Origin of the sequence: Bacillus sp. DWP3-1, from assembly GCF_049896565.1 — a bacterium.
GTDB lineage: Bacteria > Bacillota > Bacilli > Bacillales > Bacillaceae > Bacillus.
The window spans coordinates 1-15847 of sequence record NZ_JAFCUN010000006.1 but is presented as its reverse complement, the minus strand read 5'-3'; the positions used below and the strand labels follow the sequence as shown (position 1 = coordinate 15847).

Genomic DNA, 15847 nt, shown 5'->3' with positions numbered 1-15847 from the left:
AAGTTAAATTGAAATTCGACCAAACTTTTTTATTGTGGTAAACCTAAATTTGACAAAGTTCTTGATTGTTTGTCCTTTGCCTTCAACTCTCAACTTTTCAAAATCCTAGAAATTTATTGTGTGTGCAATAATATAAATTTATGTCGAATTTATGACATTTTAATAGAAATCTGTTGAAAAATAAATGAACTTTTGAAAAAAGGGAAGCTAACTCTAACAGATTTTGATAGCATTACAAAGGGAAGAAAAGTTTTCGAAGGCAGATGGCTTTTCACAATTATTCAGCAATTTATACATTATCTAAGGAAGGATGGTGATCTTCTTGTTCAGAGCCATTAAACCTATGCTTTTATTAGCGATGCTCGTGAGTGTTTTTTTATTAGGAGGTTGCAGCAATATCGCTGTTTTAGATCCTAAAGGACCTGTCGCAGCACAACAAAAAGACTTAATCCTTTTATCCATCGGATTCATGCTCTTTATCGTTGGTGCGGTATTTGTACTGTTTACCATCATTTTGGTTAAATACCGTGAGCGTAAGGACGTTGGAAACGCCTCTTATAACCCAGAACTACACGGGAATACGCTTCTAGAAGTTATCTGGACAGTGATCCCAATATTAATCGTTGCTGCCCTTTCGGTTCCAACTGTAAAAACAATTTACTCTTTGGAAGAGGCACCTCAAGCAACAAGCCATAAAGATCCACTTGTCGTTTATGCTACAGCTGTTGATTGGAAATGGATCTTTAGCTATCCAGAGGAAAATATTGAGACAGTGAACTACTTAAACATTCCAAAAGATCAGCCGGTTTTATTCAAAATCACTTCCGCTGATACAATGGCATCACTATGGATTCCTCAGCTAGGCGGGGAGAAGTATGCGATGGCTGGAATGGAGATGGAACAATATCTTCAAGCTGATCAAGTTGGCACATATGAAGGAAGAAACGCCAACTTCACAGGCGAGGGCTTTGCTCAGCAAAAATTCAAAGTCAATGCGATGACGCAGTCTGACTATGATAAATGGGTAAGCAAAACGAAGAAAGAAGCACCAAAGTTAACGAAGAAAACGTATGACTACTTGATGCTTCCGGATGCTGCAGATGTGCAGACATTCTCATCAACACATTTATCCTTTGCGAAGCATGGAGAGGATTCTGAATACGCACTCCAAGCACGCAAACGTTTAGGTTACCAATCAGTTTCTCCGCATTCCAAAACAGATCCTTTCGAGAATGTGAAGAACTATAAAAGAAAACTAGATAATGAATAAACTGACTAAGGAAAGGAGGAGGCCGTTATGCATTTGAAATGGGATGAGTTTTTTGTAACTGGAGACCCATTAATTCTTGGTGCGCAAATTTCTATCGCTCTTACTTCCATTGCTATCGTGTTTGTTTTAACCTACTTTAAAAAGTGGAAATGGCTCTGGAAAGAATGGCTAACATCAGTTGATCATAAAAAGCTTGGGATCATGTATATCCTTGCTGCTGTGATTATGTTCTTCCGCGGTGGGGTAGACGGACTGATGATGCGCGCGCAGCTGGCGCTTCCTAATAATACGTTTTTAGATTCCAACCACTATAATGAAATTTTCACAACGCATGGTACGATCATGATTCTATTCATGGCGATGCCATTTTTAATTGGTTTAATCAACGTCGTTGTTCCTCTTCAAATTGGTGCACGTGACGTTGCATTCCCTTATTTGAACAACCTTAGCTTCTGGACATTCATGGTTGGAGCGATGTTGTTCAACATTTCCTTCGTCATTGGAGGATCACCAAGTGCAGGCTGGACGAGTTACATGCCGCTAGCCGGAAATGATTTCTCACCAGGTCCTGGACAGAACTATTACTTGCTCGGGCTCCAAATTGCAGGTATTGGTACACTTATGACTGGTATTAACTTCATGGTGACCATCTTAAAAATGCGTACAAAAGGTATGACGCTTATGCGTATGCCAATGTTTACATGGACAACATTGATTACGTCTGTCATCATCGTATTCGCATTCCCTGTATTAACAGTTGCTTTAGCACTTATGACATTTGATCGTTTATTCGGTTCTGCATTCTTTACACTCGAAGCAGGCGGTATGCCAATGCTTTGGGCGAACCTTTTCTGGATTTGGGGACATCCTGAGGTATATATCGTCATCCTGCCGGCTTTCGGTATTTTCTCAGAAATCTTTGCGACGTTCTCAAGAAAACAGCTGTTTGGTTACAAAGCGATGGTTGTATCGATTGTGGCAATCTCTGTTCTTAGTTTCCTTGTGTGGGTTCACCACTTCTTTACAATGGGGAACAGTGCAGCGGTTAACTCATTCTTCTCGATTACAACAATGGCGATTTCTGTACCAACAGGTGTGAAAATCTTTAACTGGCTCTTTACGATGTATCGAGGCCGTATCAGCTTTACTTCACCAATGCTTTGGGCACTTGGTTTCATCCCGAACTTCGTTATCGGTGGTGTCACTGGGGTTATGCTTGCGATGGCAGCTGCGGATTACCAGTACCATAACACGTACTTCCTTGTATCCCACTTCCACTATGTATTAATCGCAGGTACTGTCTTTGCTTGTTTTGCTGGTCTTGTTTTCTGGTATCCAAAAATGTTTGGTTACAAGCTAAACGAAAGAATCGGCAAATGGTTCTTCTGGGTATTCATGATCGGATTTAACATCTGTTTCTTCCCGCAGTACTTCTTAGGACTGCAAGGAATGCCAAGACGTATTTATACGTATGGACCAGAAGATGGCTGGACTGCACTAAACTTTATTTCAACAATTGGTGCATTTATGATGGGTATCGGATTCATCATCCTTTGCTACAACATCTACTACAGCTGGAGACACGCGAAACGTGAAGTGTCTGGAGACAGCTGGGGAGATGGACGTACTCTTGACTGGGCGACATCTTCTGCAATTCCGCCGCATTATAACTTTGCAGCACTTCCAGAAGTGACAACACCAGATGCATTCCATCATTGGAAGCAAAACAACGTAGACGTTCATCCTGAAAAAGAATTCAAGAAAATTCACATGCCGCACAATTCAGGCAGACCACTCATCATGTCTGCATTCTTCGGACTTGGTGCATTCGGTCTTGTATTTGAATGGTACTGGATTGGCGTTATTGGCTTAATCGGTGTATTCGCAACAATGATTTTACGCTCATTTGAATATGACGATGGCTACTATATTCCTGTTGAAGAAGTGATTGAAACAGAGAAAAAGAATAAGGAGGCGCAGAAGTAATGGGACATAATGATAGCAGCTATGCAAATGCACCGCTTGAATATCAGTCTGAAACAGGACGTTTAAACATCCTTGGTTTCTGGATATTCCTTGGCGCGGAAATCGTGTTATTCTCAACACTTTTTGCGACCTACTTTGTTCTTCATGGCAGAACAGCTGGCGGCGTTTTACCAGCTGAGCTGTTCGATATGAAGCTTGTATTGATCATGACATTCCTGCTATTGGTTAGTTCATTTACATGCGGGATTGCTGTTCATGAAATGCGCCGTGGAAGTACAAAAGGGGTTGTCATTTGGACGATTCTGACACTGCTTCTAGGTGCAGGCTTCGTTGGCTTTGAGATTTTCGAGTTCTTCCATTATGTACATGAGGGTGCGAGCATCCATACAAGTGCGTATTGGTCTGCATTCTTTGTACTCTTAGGAACTCACGGACTACACGTATCCATCGGTATCTTCTGGATTACCGGGGTCTTGTTCCAAATTAAAAAACGTGGATTAACTCCACAAACAGCAGCGAAGATTTTTATCTCAAGTCTATACTGGCATTTCCTTGATGTTGTATGGATTTTCATCTTCACAGCTGTTTACTTGATCGGATTAGGGGGGCTTTTGTGATATGGCTGGAAAAACAAATTCCTCAGCAGAGCACGAACACTTCCCTTGGAAACACGTAGTTGGCTTCATCTTATCCATTGTGCTAACAATCTTAGCATTCTGGATTGCCATTGGAGCTGAAATTGGCAGTTCTGCAAAACTATGGATTATCTTTGGTTTTGCTTTCATTCAAGCGTTCTTGCAGCTATTCATGTTTATGCACATGACAGAAAGCGAGAACGGAACTGTTCAAGTCGGAAATACATTGTTTGGTCTGTTTTGTGCGATTATCTTCGTTATCGGATCTGTTTGGATCTTTGCGGCTCACTACAGCCACGGAGAGAACAGCAAAGACGGTTATTCACCTTCTGCGCCAAAGCAGTCTGAGCATTCAGAGAAATAATAAAAAAACCACTCATCCCTCAAAGGTGAGTGGTTTTTATCATGATGTTGATTACGCCTCCAATAGGTGGTGCGTGATTTATCTGGTGCTGCTGAATCTTTTGCGAATGAATGGAAGTCCATAAATGAGAAACGCTGCAATGTGTGCCAAAATGACGTTAATGGCAAAGAATGCGATCATGAAGGTATGTCCTGCTGGAGATAAACTGCTCGTCATGTAAAGACCGAAGAAAATCCACATAATCATAATGGGTGGAATAGAAGCTAGTGCAATTTTTCTGTTTTCAAGCCATAAAAACAGGGGTGTAGCCGTTGCAATACATAGGTACGCAAAGAACATATCCATCGTATCCAACTCCTTTGTAAGTTGATATCCAAATCAAATGAGAGGTCAGGATGCAATTGTGTCTGTTTTTAGGAGATATTGTGAACATTTTGTTACAAGTATTATACCACAATTGACTTTGAAGTAAACTCAATAATTGGAAAATGGGCCTTATTCCGTAGAAAGTGGCTTTTTCCTTTTCTCTCCGTACAACTTATGCTGGCTTGATAATTGCTTGTCATATCGCCACATAGGTCATTGAATTTTCCCCTTAATATCTGTAAAATAATCTTTTTAAAGGACTCATGATCGGATGAATGGAAAGAGTATAGAGGAATTTTTTCCTATTGTTAGAATGAAAAGTATTTCATTTTTTGAAAAATGATTGGAACCTTTCGGATGTATCTTCCGTCATATTTAAGGTGAGTTGCTTTTGTGAAAAATTCAATCTAATATAAATAAGGGCTTTTATGTTTTGTAATAAGGGTGGTTAGTTCATGAACAAGCAGAATACATCTCCGTACTATCAAGGGGATTTAATTTTTATATTTTTAGCCTTCTTTGCCATCAGTGTCATTGCGATTTATGCTGCGGGTCAATTTGGACAGTATGGATCTAATGCATGGACGAGGCAGATTATTTACTACATGGTCGGAGTTATATGTATTGTAGCCATAAATTACTTTGATTTGGAGCAATTAGAGAAGCTAAGCCTCTATATTTTTATAGGTGGCATACTGTTGTTACTTTTTCTGAAAGTCGCTCCTGCACAAATCGGAGGTCATGATTTTGCTCCAATTAAAAATGGTGCAAAAAGCTGGTTTGTGATACCAGGGATTGGGACACTTCAGCCTTCAGAGTTTATGAAAATTGGTTTGATTATGATGCTTGCATCTGTCATCGGTAAGTCAAGCCCTAGAGGAAAACGGACATTAGAAGATGATATCTTCCTACTATTAAAAATTGCCGGTGTAGCAGCCGTTCCAGTTGGACTGATTTTCTTACAGGACGCAGGTACGGCAGCTGTCTGTATGTTTATTGTCGTTGTGATGGTGTTTTTATCAGGGGTTAATTGGAAGCTGATTTCTCTCATCGGTTCTGTGGTTGTGCTTTTAGTTGCCGCTGTGTTAGCCGTGATCATTCTCTTCCCTGATGTTGCGAAAACAATTGGCATTCAGCAGTATCAGATTAACCGGATTACCGCTTGGCTGCCTGATAGCTCTACGTCAGCCAACCAAGCGCAGACTCAGGATGCGTCTGGGTCTGATAAATATCAAGTAGACCAGGCCATTATGGCTATTGGTGCTGGACAGATTTTTGGGAATGGGGTTAAAAACTTAAAAGTCTATGTCCCAGAGGCACAAACAGATATGATTTTCTCCATTATAGGAGAAGCCTTTGGCTTTATCGGCTGTGCTTTTGTTGTGATCATGTTCTTCTTCTTGATCTACCGGCTTGTCGTGCTGATCGACCGTATCCATCCTTATAGCCGGTTTGCGTCATTCTTCTGTGTAGGATATACAGCACTCATTGTGATCCATACGTTCCAGAACATTGGGATGAACATAGGCGTGATGCCTGTAACAGGGATTCCACTTCTATTTATCAGCTTCGGAGGAAGCTCTGTCTTATCTGTCCTCATTGGATTCGGGATTGCTTATAACGCAAGTGTTCAATTAACGAAATACCAAAGTTATTTATTTAAATAAAACGGGTAAGGGCAGTCTAAGTATAGACTGTCTTTTTTCATGCGAGTTTTAATTTTTGAAAAGCCATATGTCTTTGTCATATGATAGTACAAGTGAAGGAGGTCTTCGAATTGAACAAAACGATAGAAACGATATTAAATCATCGGTCCATCCGTTCGTTTACAGACGAGCGTTTGTCCGAAGAAGAGGTGCTGACACTCATTAAAAGTGCACAGGCTGCTTCGACATCAAGCTATGTACAGGCGTATAGTATTATTGGAGTGACAGATCAAGAGAAGAAGGCCAAGCTTGCTGAACTGGCTGGGAATCAGCCATACGTTGAGAAGAATGGGCATTTCTTTGTCTTCTGTGCAGACTTGAAACGCCATGATGATATTGCAAAAAAAGCAGGGGAAAATCATCAGGAGGCGCTTGAGAATACGGAAGCCTTTCTCATTAGCGTCATTGATACGGCGCTCGCTGCGCAAAATATGAGTGTAGCCGCAGAATCAATGGGACTTGGGATCTGCTATATTGGCGGTCTGCGTAATCAACTGAAAGAAGTGTCTGAATTACTTGAAACGCCATCTTATGTGCTGCCGTTATTTGGTCTGGCTGTCGGACATCCAGCGAGTCAATCGTCACAAAAGGAACGGCTGCCAGTTGAACTCATTTATCATGAAAATGCATATCAGCAAGATGAAGCGCATGTGGATCGTTATTTAAAAGAATACGATGATCGTATTTCATCATATTATGAAGAACGAACAAACGGAGAGAGAAAAGATACTTGGTCTAAGCAGATGCTTCGCGGCTTTAGTCAGCCAAAGCGTGCCTTCCTTGGAGAATTTGTTAAAGAGAAGGGCTTTAATCGAAAATAAATAAGACATCCCCCCTTTCGATTGAGAGAGGGGGATTTCTGTAAGAGGTGCAGCATGATGAAATTAAGTATACTGGATCAATCTCCTTTGATCGGAGATGCAACACCTGCTGAAGCATTGAAGCAAACGGTTGAATTGGCAAAGCAGGCAGAGAAGTGGGGCTATCACCGTTTTTGGGTATCAGAGCATCACTTTTCAAACCGGCTTGCAGGGTCGAGTCCAGAGGTGCTACTCGGTCATTTATCAGCCGTTACGTCACATATACGTATTGGCTCAGGCGGTGTGATGCTGCCTCACTATAGTGCCTATAAAGTAGCAGAGAACTTCAGGGTTCTCGAAGCACTGGCTCCTGGCAGAATTGATCTTGGGATTGGACGTGCTCCTGGTGGTATGCCCATTTCCTCCATTGCCCTTCATCATGGTGAACGAAAACGACTAGGTGATCAATATCCTGAGCAGGTAGAAGAATTGAAGGTCTATTTACACGACCTAGCGGATGAATTTTACCCGCTGCCCCATTTAACCGCTTCTCCGAAGGTAGAGACTGCACCAGAGGTATGGATGCTTGGTTCCTCTGGAGGGAGTGCAAGACTTGCGGCGAAAGCAGGTGCAGGCTATACGTTTGCTCTATTTATCAATGGCGAAGGCGGAGAAGATTCTGTGGAGCAATACATCAACCGGTTCGAACCTTCAGCATTCGGTGATGAGCCGCGCGTCAGTCTTGCGGTCTTCGTTTTATGTGCTGAAACAGAGGAACAGGCAGAAAAACTGGCAGTCAGCTTAGATTTATCCTTACTCGCCAATGAACAGGGGCAAAACCTCGGGGGCTTTCCTTCATATGAAAAGGCACAAGCTTATTCCTACAGTCCATATGAACAAAAACGAGTGGCTGCCAATCGTCAAAGGATGGTGGTTGGAACGCCATCTTCTGTGAAAAAGCAGCTGACGGCACTAGCGAAAGCGTATCGTACAAATGAAGTAATCGCTGTGACGATCACTCACCACATGCAAGACCGACTCACATCGTATCGTTTATTAAAAGAAGCCTTTGATGCATAACGTATGTATGTCTGTTTACCGTCCACGCAGCCAATAGAGGGGGAAAAGGAGCATCATGATGAAAATAAACGCGGCTGTTACCAGCAAACTAAGCGGGTAATGAAGGACACATAGACCGTCAGCTCGCATGGTTGATGAAAAGGACGAGGATGTTTCGAAAAAATACACCAAAGTGATCGTTAGAAAAAAAGCAGTCAAAAAAGAAACGATCCATAGCAATATCAACATCAGACTCTCTTTCCTCCATATATAATCAAAAAGCCTTGATGAGCTAATCCGCTCATACAAGGCTTTTCTTGTGATTCACGTTTATTCAGGATAAATATCGAAGGGTTCCTTCGTTTGAACAGTGTCTGATTTCCCTTTCAAACTTGCATACGCAAGCATTGTATACTCACCAGGTTCCAGCTTTTGACCTTGATTGATCGTGCCATTCCATTTTACGCGGTGTTCTCCTTTATCTACATGTTGATAAACACCTGCTTCACCTAAATACTCTCCATCTGTCGAGTAGACGAGAAATGCAAGGTTCTCAGCGCCACCAGGCAGATAGCTGCTAATGACATAGCTTCCAGCACGGTTATCCGGCTCGACGGAAACCGAAGTGACGCGCGGAAAATCAGGCTCTTTTACAATCAATAAAGTAGGAATCTCTGTGACCTTTCTGCCATTTTCACGAAGGGTAATGCTGCCTTGGTACGTTCCTTTTTTGGTTTTACCGTATTTCACTTGTACCGCGGAAGTAAAGGACCCAGTGGAATTCCCTTTGACAGTGATTTTTTTCGTTCCGTTTGTGCTGATGCCGCTGCCATTGAATTTGTAATCAATGGTATACGTTTTCGGTGCTTTTGAAAGGTTTTCTACCTTGAATTTCTTCGTTTTGATTTGAACGCCTTTTTCTTTCAAGAAAGTGCCGTAAGAATAGCTGGCATCAGAAACGATAGATGACGCTTGGAGTGATTCGATGATTCGAACACTGCCTGTCCCTTGTGTGTTATGAGGGAATGGGCTGCCATTTGCGTCAAATAGTTTTTCTGCTGTATTCATCATCAGTGCTTTGATCTGTTCAGTTGTGTACGATGGTTTTGCTTGCTTGATGATCGCTGCGACCCCTGCCACATGCGGTGAAGCCATGCTTGTTCCTTGCTTTGAGCCATATCCGTAAGGCTGAGAAGGGTTATGCGTTGGAATCGTACTCACAATGCTGACGCCAGGTGCTGATAAATCAGGCTTAATCATCCACGTATCCACAACTGGTCCGCGAGATGAGAAGTCAGCGACTTGCTCACTAAGTTCTTTGACAAATTGAATGGAGAAAGTCGTTGTATTGTTTCCAGCCTCAATGGCTTTGACAAGCGCCGTTCCTTCAGCTTTTGAAAGCTTAATCGTAGGAAGAGCGAGACCCGGTACATCGACTGGAATTTCTCCATCGGTGTTGTTATACATCACAACGCCGATTGCACCAGCAGCTTTTGCATTGTCGACTTTATCAACAAAGGCAATAGCTCCTCGTTCGATCACGGCAACCTTTCCTTTCACATCGATGTCTTCAAATGCTTTTTCGTCACCGATACCTGCATGGACGAGTGTGACTTGTTTTTGGTCAAGTGCTTTTAAATCACTCTCTTGGTAGTAGCCCATCACTTTTGCAGTAGAATAGTTCGGGAATTTCACACTATAAAGGCTGTACGGAAGTTGAGTTGCTCCGACAGAAATGGCATCTCTTGACGTGCCGGGAGAACCGACTGTCCAGCTGTTCGGTCCGCTGTTTCCATTCGATGTGACAGCGACAACGCCTTCAGACATGGCCCAATCGAGTGCGATGCTTGTGGCATAATCAGGGTTATTCACACTGTTTCCGAGAGAGAGGTTCATGACATCTGCTCCATCAGTAACAGCGCGGTCGATGCCTGCAAGAACGTTCTCAGTTGTCCCAGACCCGCCTGGTCCAAGTACACGGTACGCAAGAAGTGTGGCATCCTTTGCGACACCTTTAATTTGTCCATTGGCTGCAATTGTTCCTGCGACGTGTGTGCCATGGTCTGTCGATTCACCTCTAGGGTCTCCTTTAGGCGTCTCTTGCGGAGAATAATCGTTATCAACAAAATCATAGCCTTTGTATAAACCAAAGTTTCCTTTTAAATCAGGGTGGGTATAGTCTACTCCAGTATCAATGACAGCGACTTTTACCCCTTTTCCAGAGTAGCCGGCATCCCAAGCTTTTGGTGCACCGATAAATGGAGCGCTTTTATCCATAAGAGGGGAGACATCTTCATTTGGAAGCTGAATGCTTTCCTTTTTCACTTCATCTGTTTTATATGTAACATCCGGATAAACGGCTTTTACTCCGTCAACTGCGAGCAGCTTCGGAATTTCGTTTGCAGGAAGTTTCATAGAGAAACCAGAGAAGACTTTTTCATATTCTTGACGAACACTCGCTTTATCAATTTCTTTGAGTGCTGCATTTTTTACTTTTGTTCGAGATTTTTTGAGGGAGGCCTTTGTTTGAGCTTTGCCTTCTTGCTTTTCTTCAACTAAGGATTTTTCCTTTAATTCAACAATAACAGTGGTATGTTTTCTAGAGTTGACATTGATTTCACCGAAGATTTCTGCTTTTTCCAATTCCACCTGTTTGTTCGATGGAGCGGCAGCAGCCTGTTGACCTGTAAAGAATGTGGATAAAATAAAAATAGTGGAGAACAATAGAACAGAAGAACGAGAGATGACCTTTTTCATTAATTTTCCCCTTTCTAGCTGTGTTTTTAGGGAGATAGCCTTTCTTTTTGTGGATAAATAGGAAAGATTCACTGCCCGTTATTAAGTATTCAATACGATGAAAACAATTCCTTTACTAAAATGGTCTTATTTTACATAGTTATAAAGAACTATTTTGTTTATAAAGTCTCACTTATGCACAAACTCCTGTTGATAACTCAATTATTTAGATATATATATGGAAAATAAAAAAATCGCATACACAAAATCTAGTAATGGGATGTTGATATGTGGATAAACCCTGTTGATAAGGTGTGCTTATCTTTTGGATAGAGTGTGTATAAAATTTTTATTCAAACATCCTCGTACTTGATGATCTTCTGCACTTTTCAACAAAACTTCTGAAAACTAGTTTGTTTTTTCACCCAGATTGTGACAAACCTCTCTTTTTTCTCGGGATATGATAGGAGCAGTTGTTTTGCTAGAACTGCTAGATTCTAAGAAAAGCGGAGGGATGTTCAGTGAGGAAATTCAAAAACTGGTTGAGTGTATGGTTTGGTTTCATGATGAATGTGCTTGTGAATCCTGGTGTGATGATGAAGCAGCAACGTTTTCAGGCGGTCGCGGTGGATGATAGGTTCTTTCAAGTCGTGAAAGAGAGAGAGCTAGAGAAGCTGGCAGAAGAAAAGAAGAAGAAGCGCAGGTCAGAGAAACCGTTTCAGCAAAGTCTGATGATGCTTGATGAGAAGACGGCGAGAGAGGCGCGTGCTGGTCCGCTCTTACCTTTACATGAGAGATGAAACAGGGTAAAATCCCTCATAAGAAACGTTATCTGGTGGGAGAGGATACCCCTTGAAGATATATAAGATATTGAATAACAATGCGGTGATTGTAAAGGAAGGTGATCAGGAGAAAATTGTGATGGGGCCTGGAATTGCTTTTCAGAAGGGGAAAAATGACGTCGTTCCCGTTCAAAAAATAGAGAAAATCTTTGTTGTGCGTGAAGAAAATGAGAAATTCAAACAAATTCTTGCGACATTGCCAGAAGCGCATATTGAGGTGGCAGAGCATATCATCAGTTATGCAGAGGGTGAACTGATGATGCCGCTTAGTGATCATATTCATATATCACTGACTGACCATTTATCCTTTGCCATTGAGCGCATTCAAAAGGGCATTGTGCTATATAATAAATTGCTTGGTGAGATCAAAGTCTTATATAAGCAGGAATATGATATTGGAAAGTATGCCATTCGTTATGTAAAGGATCGGCTTGGGGTTGAACTGCCGGACGATGAGGCAGGGTATGTGGCACTCCATATTCATACGGCCAAAATGAATACGGAGTCTATGAAAAAGACCGTGAAATATACAACGATGATCAAAGAAATGATCGAGCATATAGAAAGCTATTTTCAGCATTCAATTGATGAGGATAGTATTTCCTATCAGCGGCTTGTGACACATTTGAGGTATGCATTAGGCAGGTTGGAATCAAATGAGGCATTTCAAATCATGGACGATGACATGCTGAGTTTTATCCAAACAAAGTATGATTTGGCTTACCAGTGTGCACGTGGACTCGCTGATTTGTTAAAAAATGAATATGAACTTCATCTCCCTGAATCGGAGATCGGCTACATCACGCTGCATGTCCAGCGTCTGCAGGATGCCGAATTGGTTTAGTGGTTGTGCCTGCATGCAGGCTTTTTTTATGCACACTACTCTTATTAGTGTATATGGGTCAATTGATTCGAAAAAAGAGGTTGACGCACGTCTCACTCTTATACTATGATGAAAGCGTAATCAAAATTTGATATCGTGGGATTGTGACTGCCAGGCAGGCAAGACCTAAAATTTGCGTAACGAGGGGACGTGTATGTCCTTTTATCGTTGGTGAATTTTAGGTCTTTTTTGCTTTAAAAAAGGAGGAGACAACATGGATTATCAAAAAACAGCCAAAGAATTAACAAAACGATTAGGCGGCAAAGAAAATGTCATCAGTGCCACGCATTGTGCAACAAGACTCAGATTGGTGATAAAAGATGAGGAACTGATTGACAAAGAAGCCATTGAGGAACTTGAAGGGGTGAAGGGGGCTTTCTCAAGCTCGGGACAATTCCAAATCATTTTTGGAACGGGGGCAGTCAACAAAGTATATGAACCATTTGCTCGTGAGACTGGTCTTGAGACAGGAGACGAGAAACAAAAGCCTGTCAGCCATGATGAAGCAGTGAAACAAAAAATGAATCCACTTGCACGTTTTGCAAAGACGTTATCAAATATTTTTGTACCGATCATTCCAGCAATTGTTGCAAGCGGTTTATTAATGGGCCTATTAGGCATGATGAAAGCCTTCAAATGGGCTGACCCAAGCTCTGCGATCTTCCAAATGCTTGATATGTTCTCAAGTGCAGCCTTTATCATTTTGCCGATTTTAATTGGGGTCAGTGCAGCGAAAGAGTTTGGTGGAAATTCGTATTTAGGAGCCGTTATTGGGGGGATTATGATTCACCCGAACCTGCTCAACCCGTGGGGGCTGACGGATGCGAAACCAGAGTATATGCATTTATTCAATTTTGATATTGCTCTTCTTGGTTACCAAGGAACAGTCATTCCAGTATTATTGACTGTGTACATCATGTGCATTGTAGAAAAGAATTTAAGAAAAGTGGTTCCGAACAGTATTGATTTACTTGTGACCCCGTTTGTGACGGTGATTGTGACTGGATTTGTGACGTTTATTGCAGTTGGACCGCTTGGAAGAATGCTCGGTACAGGAATTTCGAATGCACTGACATTTATTTATGATCATGCAGGGTTCTTAGCAGGACTCATTTTCGGAGGAGCCTACTCTCTCATTGTGCTCACAGGGGTTCATCATAGCTTCCATGCGATTGAAGCAGGACTGCTGAATGATATTGGGCGTAACTATTTGCTGCCAATTTGGGCCATGTCCAACGTAGCTCAAGGCGGGGCGGGATTGGCTGTCTTTTTCTTAGCGAAACGCGCGAAAACAAAAGAAATCGCACTTCCTGCAGCTTTCTCAGCTTTCCTAGGTATTACCGAGCCTGTCATATTTGGTGTCAACCTCCGCTATCGTAAGCCGTTTATTGCCGCGATGATTGGAGGCGCATTAGGCGGGGCATTTGTTGTCTTCACGAAGGTTGCAGCCAACGCCTATGGTTTAACGGGTATTCCGATGATTGCGATTGCCGCGCCATACGGTGTGCAGAATGTGGTGAATTATGTGATTGGTATGTTAATCGCTGTTGCTGTTTCATTTACTCTCACCATCATCTTTAAAGTAAAAGAAGTAGAAAAATAATCAAGGAGTGGTCACAGTCATGACAACAACTGACGCAGCACTTCGTCAAAAGGTAGCAGACCGTATTCGAAACTATGAGCATTTGGTGAAAAAAGATGTGTACCGTCAGCATTTTCATTTAATGCCGCCAGTTGGTCTTTTAAATGACCCGAATGGGTTGATTCAGTGGAAAGGGGTTTACCACGTTTTTTATCAGTGGCAGCCATTCAAAACGGGACACGGCGCAAAATTTTGGGGCCATTACACATCGACAGATCTAGTGAATTGGCAGCACGAGGAAGCCGCCCTTGCCCCAAGTGATTGGTTTGATCAAAACGGCTGTTATTCTGGCAGCGCAGTCATTGACGATGGACAGATGTATGTGATGTACACTGGAAACGTTCGCGATGAACAAGGAAACCGTGAGACATATCAATGTTTAGCTGTTTCAGAAGATGGCATTCATTTTCAGAAAAAAGGTGTCGTGGCGACGCTGCCAGAAGGATTCACCGCCCATTTTCGTGATCCGAAAGTATGGAAGCGAAATGGCCAGTGGTACATGGTTCTTGGTGCACAAAGCCTGGACCTGAAAGGGAATCTCGTCTTGTTTACCTCTGATACTTTAGACAATTGGACGTTTCAAGGCATGATTGCTGGCAGTGGAAAAAATGGATTAGAGGATTTCGGTTATATGTGGGAATGTCCAGATCTATTTGAATTAGATGGCCGGGATGTATTGATTGTGTCGCCGCAAGGGCTCAAGCCGGATGGCTTAAAATATCATAATACACATCAATCAGGCTATTTTGTTGGGAGATTGGATGATCATACCTATCAATATACGCACGGAGCGTTTGAGGAGCTGGACCGCGGCTTTGACTTCTATGCGCAGCAAACCTTTCTAGACGAATCAGGCAGACGTCTTTTAATCGGATGGATGGGGGTGCCTGATCAAGGAGATGAGCATCATCCAACGATTTCGTATCAATGGATACACTGCCTCACGATCCCGAGAGAGCTGCGTTTAGATGATAACGGACATCTGATTCAAAAACCAGTCACTGAGCTCCAGGCGATGAGAACCAATGAACAAGAGAATGTTTTTCATATCAAACGCTCCGTCCAATCGATTCCTGTAGATGATATTACAAGCGCAGAGGTATTCATTGATCAAATTGACACACAAAAAGGGTTTGAATGCTGTATTCGAGCGGCAGCCCGTATCATTTATGATAAAGATGAAGGCAAATTAACATTAGAGCGAGATCGATTTGAAGATCGATCAAAAGAAGTTCGAGAAGTAGCAATAGAGGAATTACACGACCTTCACATCTTTATCGATGCATCGTCGATCGAGATTTTTGTAAACGGAGGCCGAGAAGTATTTACTGCTCGTTACTTTCCTTCCCCGGGAAATAAATCAATCTCGATCAGTGGCAGAAATGAAACAAAGCTTAAACTAAAAACATGGCATTTACAAAGAAAAGCAGATCAATGATCTGCTCAGGCTGTCGAGAAAATCTCGACAGCTTTATTTTTTCCTTAAACTTTCCATCTCCTCATTTTATAATAGAGAAAAACCCACTTAAGGAAGGTGTTTTTCTCATGTTCCACACTA

The 15847-nt window shown here is 42.1% G+C and carries 13 protein-coding genes; 11 read left to right on the top strand and 2 right to left on the bottom strand.

The window, feature by feature from the left end; translation table 11 throughout:
• The first annotated feature begins 313 nt into the window (after positions 1-313).
• From qoxA to qoxD, 4 genes are read left to right on the top strand one after another with little or no spacing between them, the layout of a single operon-like run.
• On the top strand, positions 314-1270 hold the full coding sequence (gene qoxA / locus ACP7A0_RS13580) for a cytochrome aa3 quinol oxidase subunit II (protein ID WP_095285740.1): 957 nt from the start codon (positions 314-316) through the stop codon (positions 1268-1270).
• Between the two features lie 27 nt (positions 1271-1297).
• A complete protein-coding gene (qoxB, locus tag ACP7A0_RS13575; RefSeq protein WP_034660406.1) occupies positions 1298-3256 on the top strand; it encodes a cytochrome aa3 quinol oxidase subunit I in 1959 nt (652 codons plus the stop codon).
• Positions 3256-3873: a cytochrome aa3 quinol oxidase subunit III gene (gene qoxC, locus ACP7A0_RS13570; protein WP_007497820.1), complete on the top strand. Its 618-nt coding sequence runs from the start codon at positions 3256-3258 to the stop codon at positions 3871-3873. Before qoxB ends, qoxC begins: the two co-directional genes overlap by 1 nt.
• A gap of 1 nt (position 3874) precedes the next feature.
• The gene (qoxD, locus tag ACP7A0_RS13565) at positions 3875-4255 is read left to right on the top strand and encodes a cytochrome aa3 quinol oxidase subunit IV (protein ID WP_003215204.1); all 381 of its coding nucleotides are present in this window, start codon (positions 3875-3877) and stop codon (positions 4253-4255) included.
• 78 nt (positions 4256-4333) lie between these two features.
• Here qoxD and ACP7A0_RS13560 read toward each other — a convergent pair whose 3' ends face one another.
• Positions 4334-4600, bottom strand: a complete 267-nt coding sequence (locus ACP7A0_RS13560) for a spore morphogenesis/germination protein YwcE (protein ID WP_003215279.1) — start codon at positions 4598-4600, stop codon at positions 4334-4336.
• Positions 4601-5076: 476 nt separating this feature from the next.
• Here ACP7A0_RS13560 and ACP7A0_RS13555 point away from each other — a divergent pair, with 476 nt between their 5' ends.
• The 3 genes from ACP7A0_RS13555 to ACP7A0_RS13545 all read left to right on the top strand — a co-directional run bounded on the left by ACP7A0_RS13555 (position 5077) and on the right by ACP7A0_RS13545 (position 8207).
• Positions 5077-6288 (top strand): FtsW/RodA/SpoVE family cell cycle protein, encoded by a 1212-nt coding sequence (locus ACP7A0_RS13555; RefSeq protein ID WP_058013388.1) that lies wholly within the window; start codon positions 5077-5079, stop codon positions 6286-6288.
• A 110-nt stretch (positions 6289-6398) separates the two neighbouring features.
• Positions 6399-7148, top strand: coding sequence for an oxygen-insensitive NADPH nitroreductase (gene nfsA, locus ACP7A0_RS13550; protein WP_034660404.1), 750 nt, complete (start codon positions 6399-6401; stop codon positions 7146-7148).
• A gap of 54 nt (positions 7149-7202) precedes the next feature.
• Positions 7203-8207, top strand: coding sequence for an LLM class flavin-dependent oxidoreductase (locus tag ACP7A0_RS13545; RefSeq protein WP_189293862.1), 1005 nt, complete (start codon positions 7203-7205; stop codon positions 8205-8207).
• 309 nt (positions 8208-8516) lie between these two features.
• Here ACP7A0_RS13545 and ACP7A0_RS13540 read toward each other — a convergent pair whose 3' ends face one another.
• Complete coding sequence (locus ACP7A0_RS13540) at positions 8517-10943, bottom strand: S8 family peptidase (protein ID WP_426005485.1); 2427 nt, start codon at positions 10941-10943, stop codon at positions 8517-8519.
• A gap of 500 nt (positions 10944-11443) precedes the next feature.
• On the opposite strand from ACP7A0_RS13540, the gene ACP7A0_RS13535 reads away from it, so the two are divergent.
• The 4 genes from ACP7A0_RS13535 to ACP7A0_RS13520 all read left to right on the top strand — a co-directional run bounded on the left by ACP7A0_RS13535 (position 11444) and on the right by ACP7A0_RS13520 (position 15727).
• On the top strand, positions 11444-11722 hold the full coding sequence (locus ACP7A0_RS13535) for a hypothetical protein (protein WP_106038939.1): 279 nt from the start codon (positions 11444-11446) through the stop codon (positions 11720-11722).
• A gap of 52 nt (positions 11723-11774) precedes the next feature.
• A complete protein-coding gene (locus tag ACP7A0_RS13530; RefSeq protein ID WP_106038940.1) occupies positions 11775-12608 on the top strand; it encodes a PRD domain-containing protein in 834 nt (277 codons plus the stop codon).
• A gap of 253 nt (positions 12609-12861) precedes the next feature.
• Positions 12862-14250, top strand: a complete 1389-nt coding sequence (locus ACP7A0_RS13525; RefSeq protein WP_095285644.1) for a sucrose-specific PTS transporter subunit IIBC — start codon at positions 12862-12864, stop codon at positions 14248-14250.
• A 19-nt stretch (positions 14251-14269) separates the two neighbouring features.
• On the top strand, positions 14270-15727 hold the full coding sequence (locus ACP7A0_RS13520; RefSeq protein ID WP_426005482.1) for a sucrose-6-phosphate hydrolase: 1458 nt from the start codon (positions 14270-14272) through the stop codon (positions 15725-15727).
• Positions 15728-15847: the final 120 nt, after the last annotated feature.

Bases quoted from the DNA above. Each gene is read 5' to 3' on its own strand.
- qoxB (WP_034660406.1), top strand. From the start codon at position 1,298: ATGCATTTGAAATGGGATGAGTTTTTTGTAACTGGAGACCCATTAATT.
- qoxC (WP_007497820.1), top strand. From the start codon at position 3,256: ATGGGACATAATGATAGCAGCTATGCAAATGCACCGCTTGAATATCAG.
- qoxD (WP_003215204.1), top strand. From the start codon at position 3,875: ATGGCTGGAAAAACAAATTCCTCAGCAGAGCACGAACACTTCCCTTGG.
- ACP7A0_RS13560 (WP_003215279.1), bottom strand. From the start codon at position 4,600: ATGGATATGTTCTTTGCGTACCTATGTATTGCAACGGCTACACCCCTG.
- ACP7A0_RS13555 (WP_058013388.1), top strand. From the start codon at position 5,077: ATGAACAAGCAGAATACATCTCCGTACTATCAAGGGGATTTAATTTTT.
- ACP7A0_RS13545 (WP_189293862.1), top strand. From the start codon at position 7,203: ATGATGAAATTAAGTATACTGGATCAATCTCCTTTGATCGGAGATGCA.
- ACP7A0_RS13540 (WP_426005485.1), bottom strand. From the start codon at position 10,943: ATGAAAAAGGTCATCTCTCGTTCTTCTGTTCTATTGTTCTCCACTATT.
- ACP7A0_RS13525 (WP_095285644.1), top strand. From the start codon at position 12,862: ATGGATTATCAAAAAACAGCCAAAGAATTAACAAAACGATTAGGCGGC.
- ACP7A0_RS13520 (WP_426005482.1), top strand. From the start codon at position 14,270: ATGACAACAACTGACGCAGCACTTCGTCAAAAGGTAGCAGACCGTATT.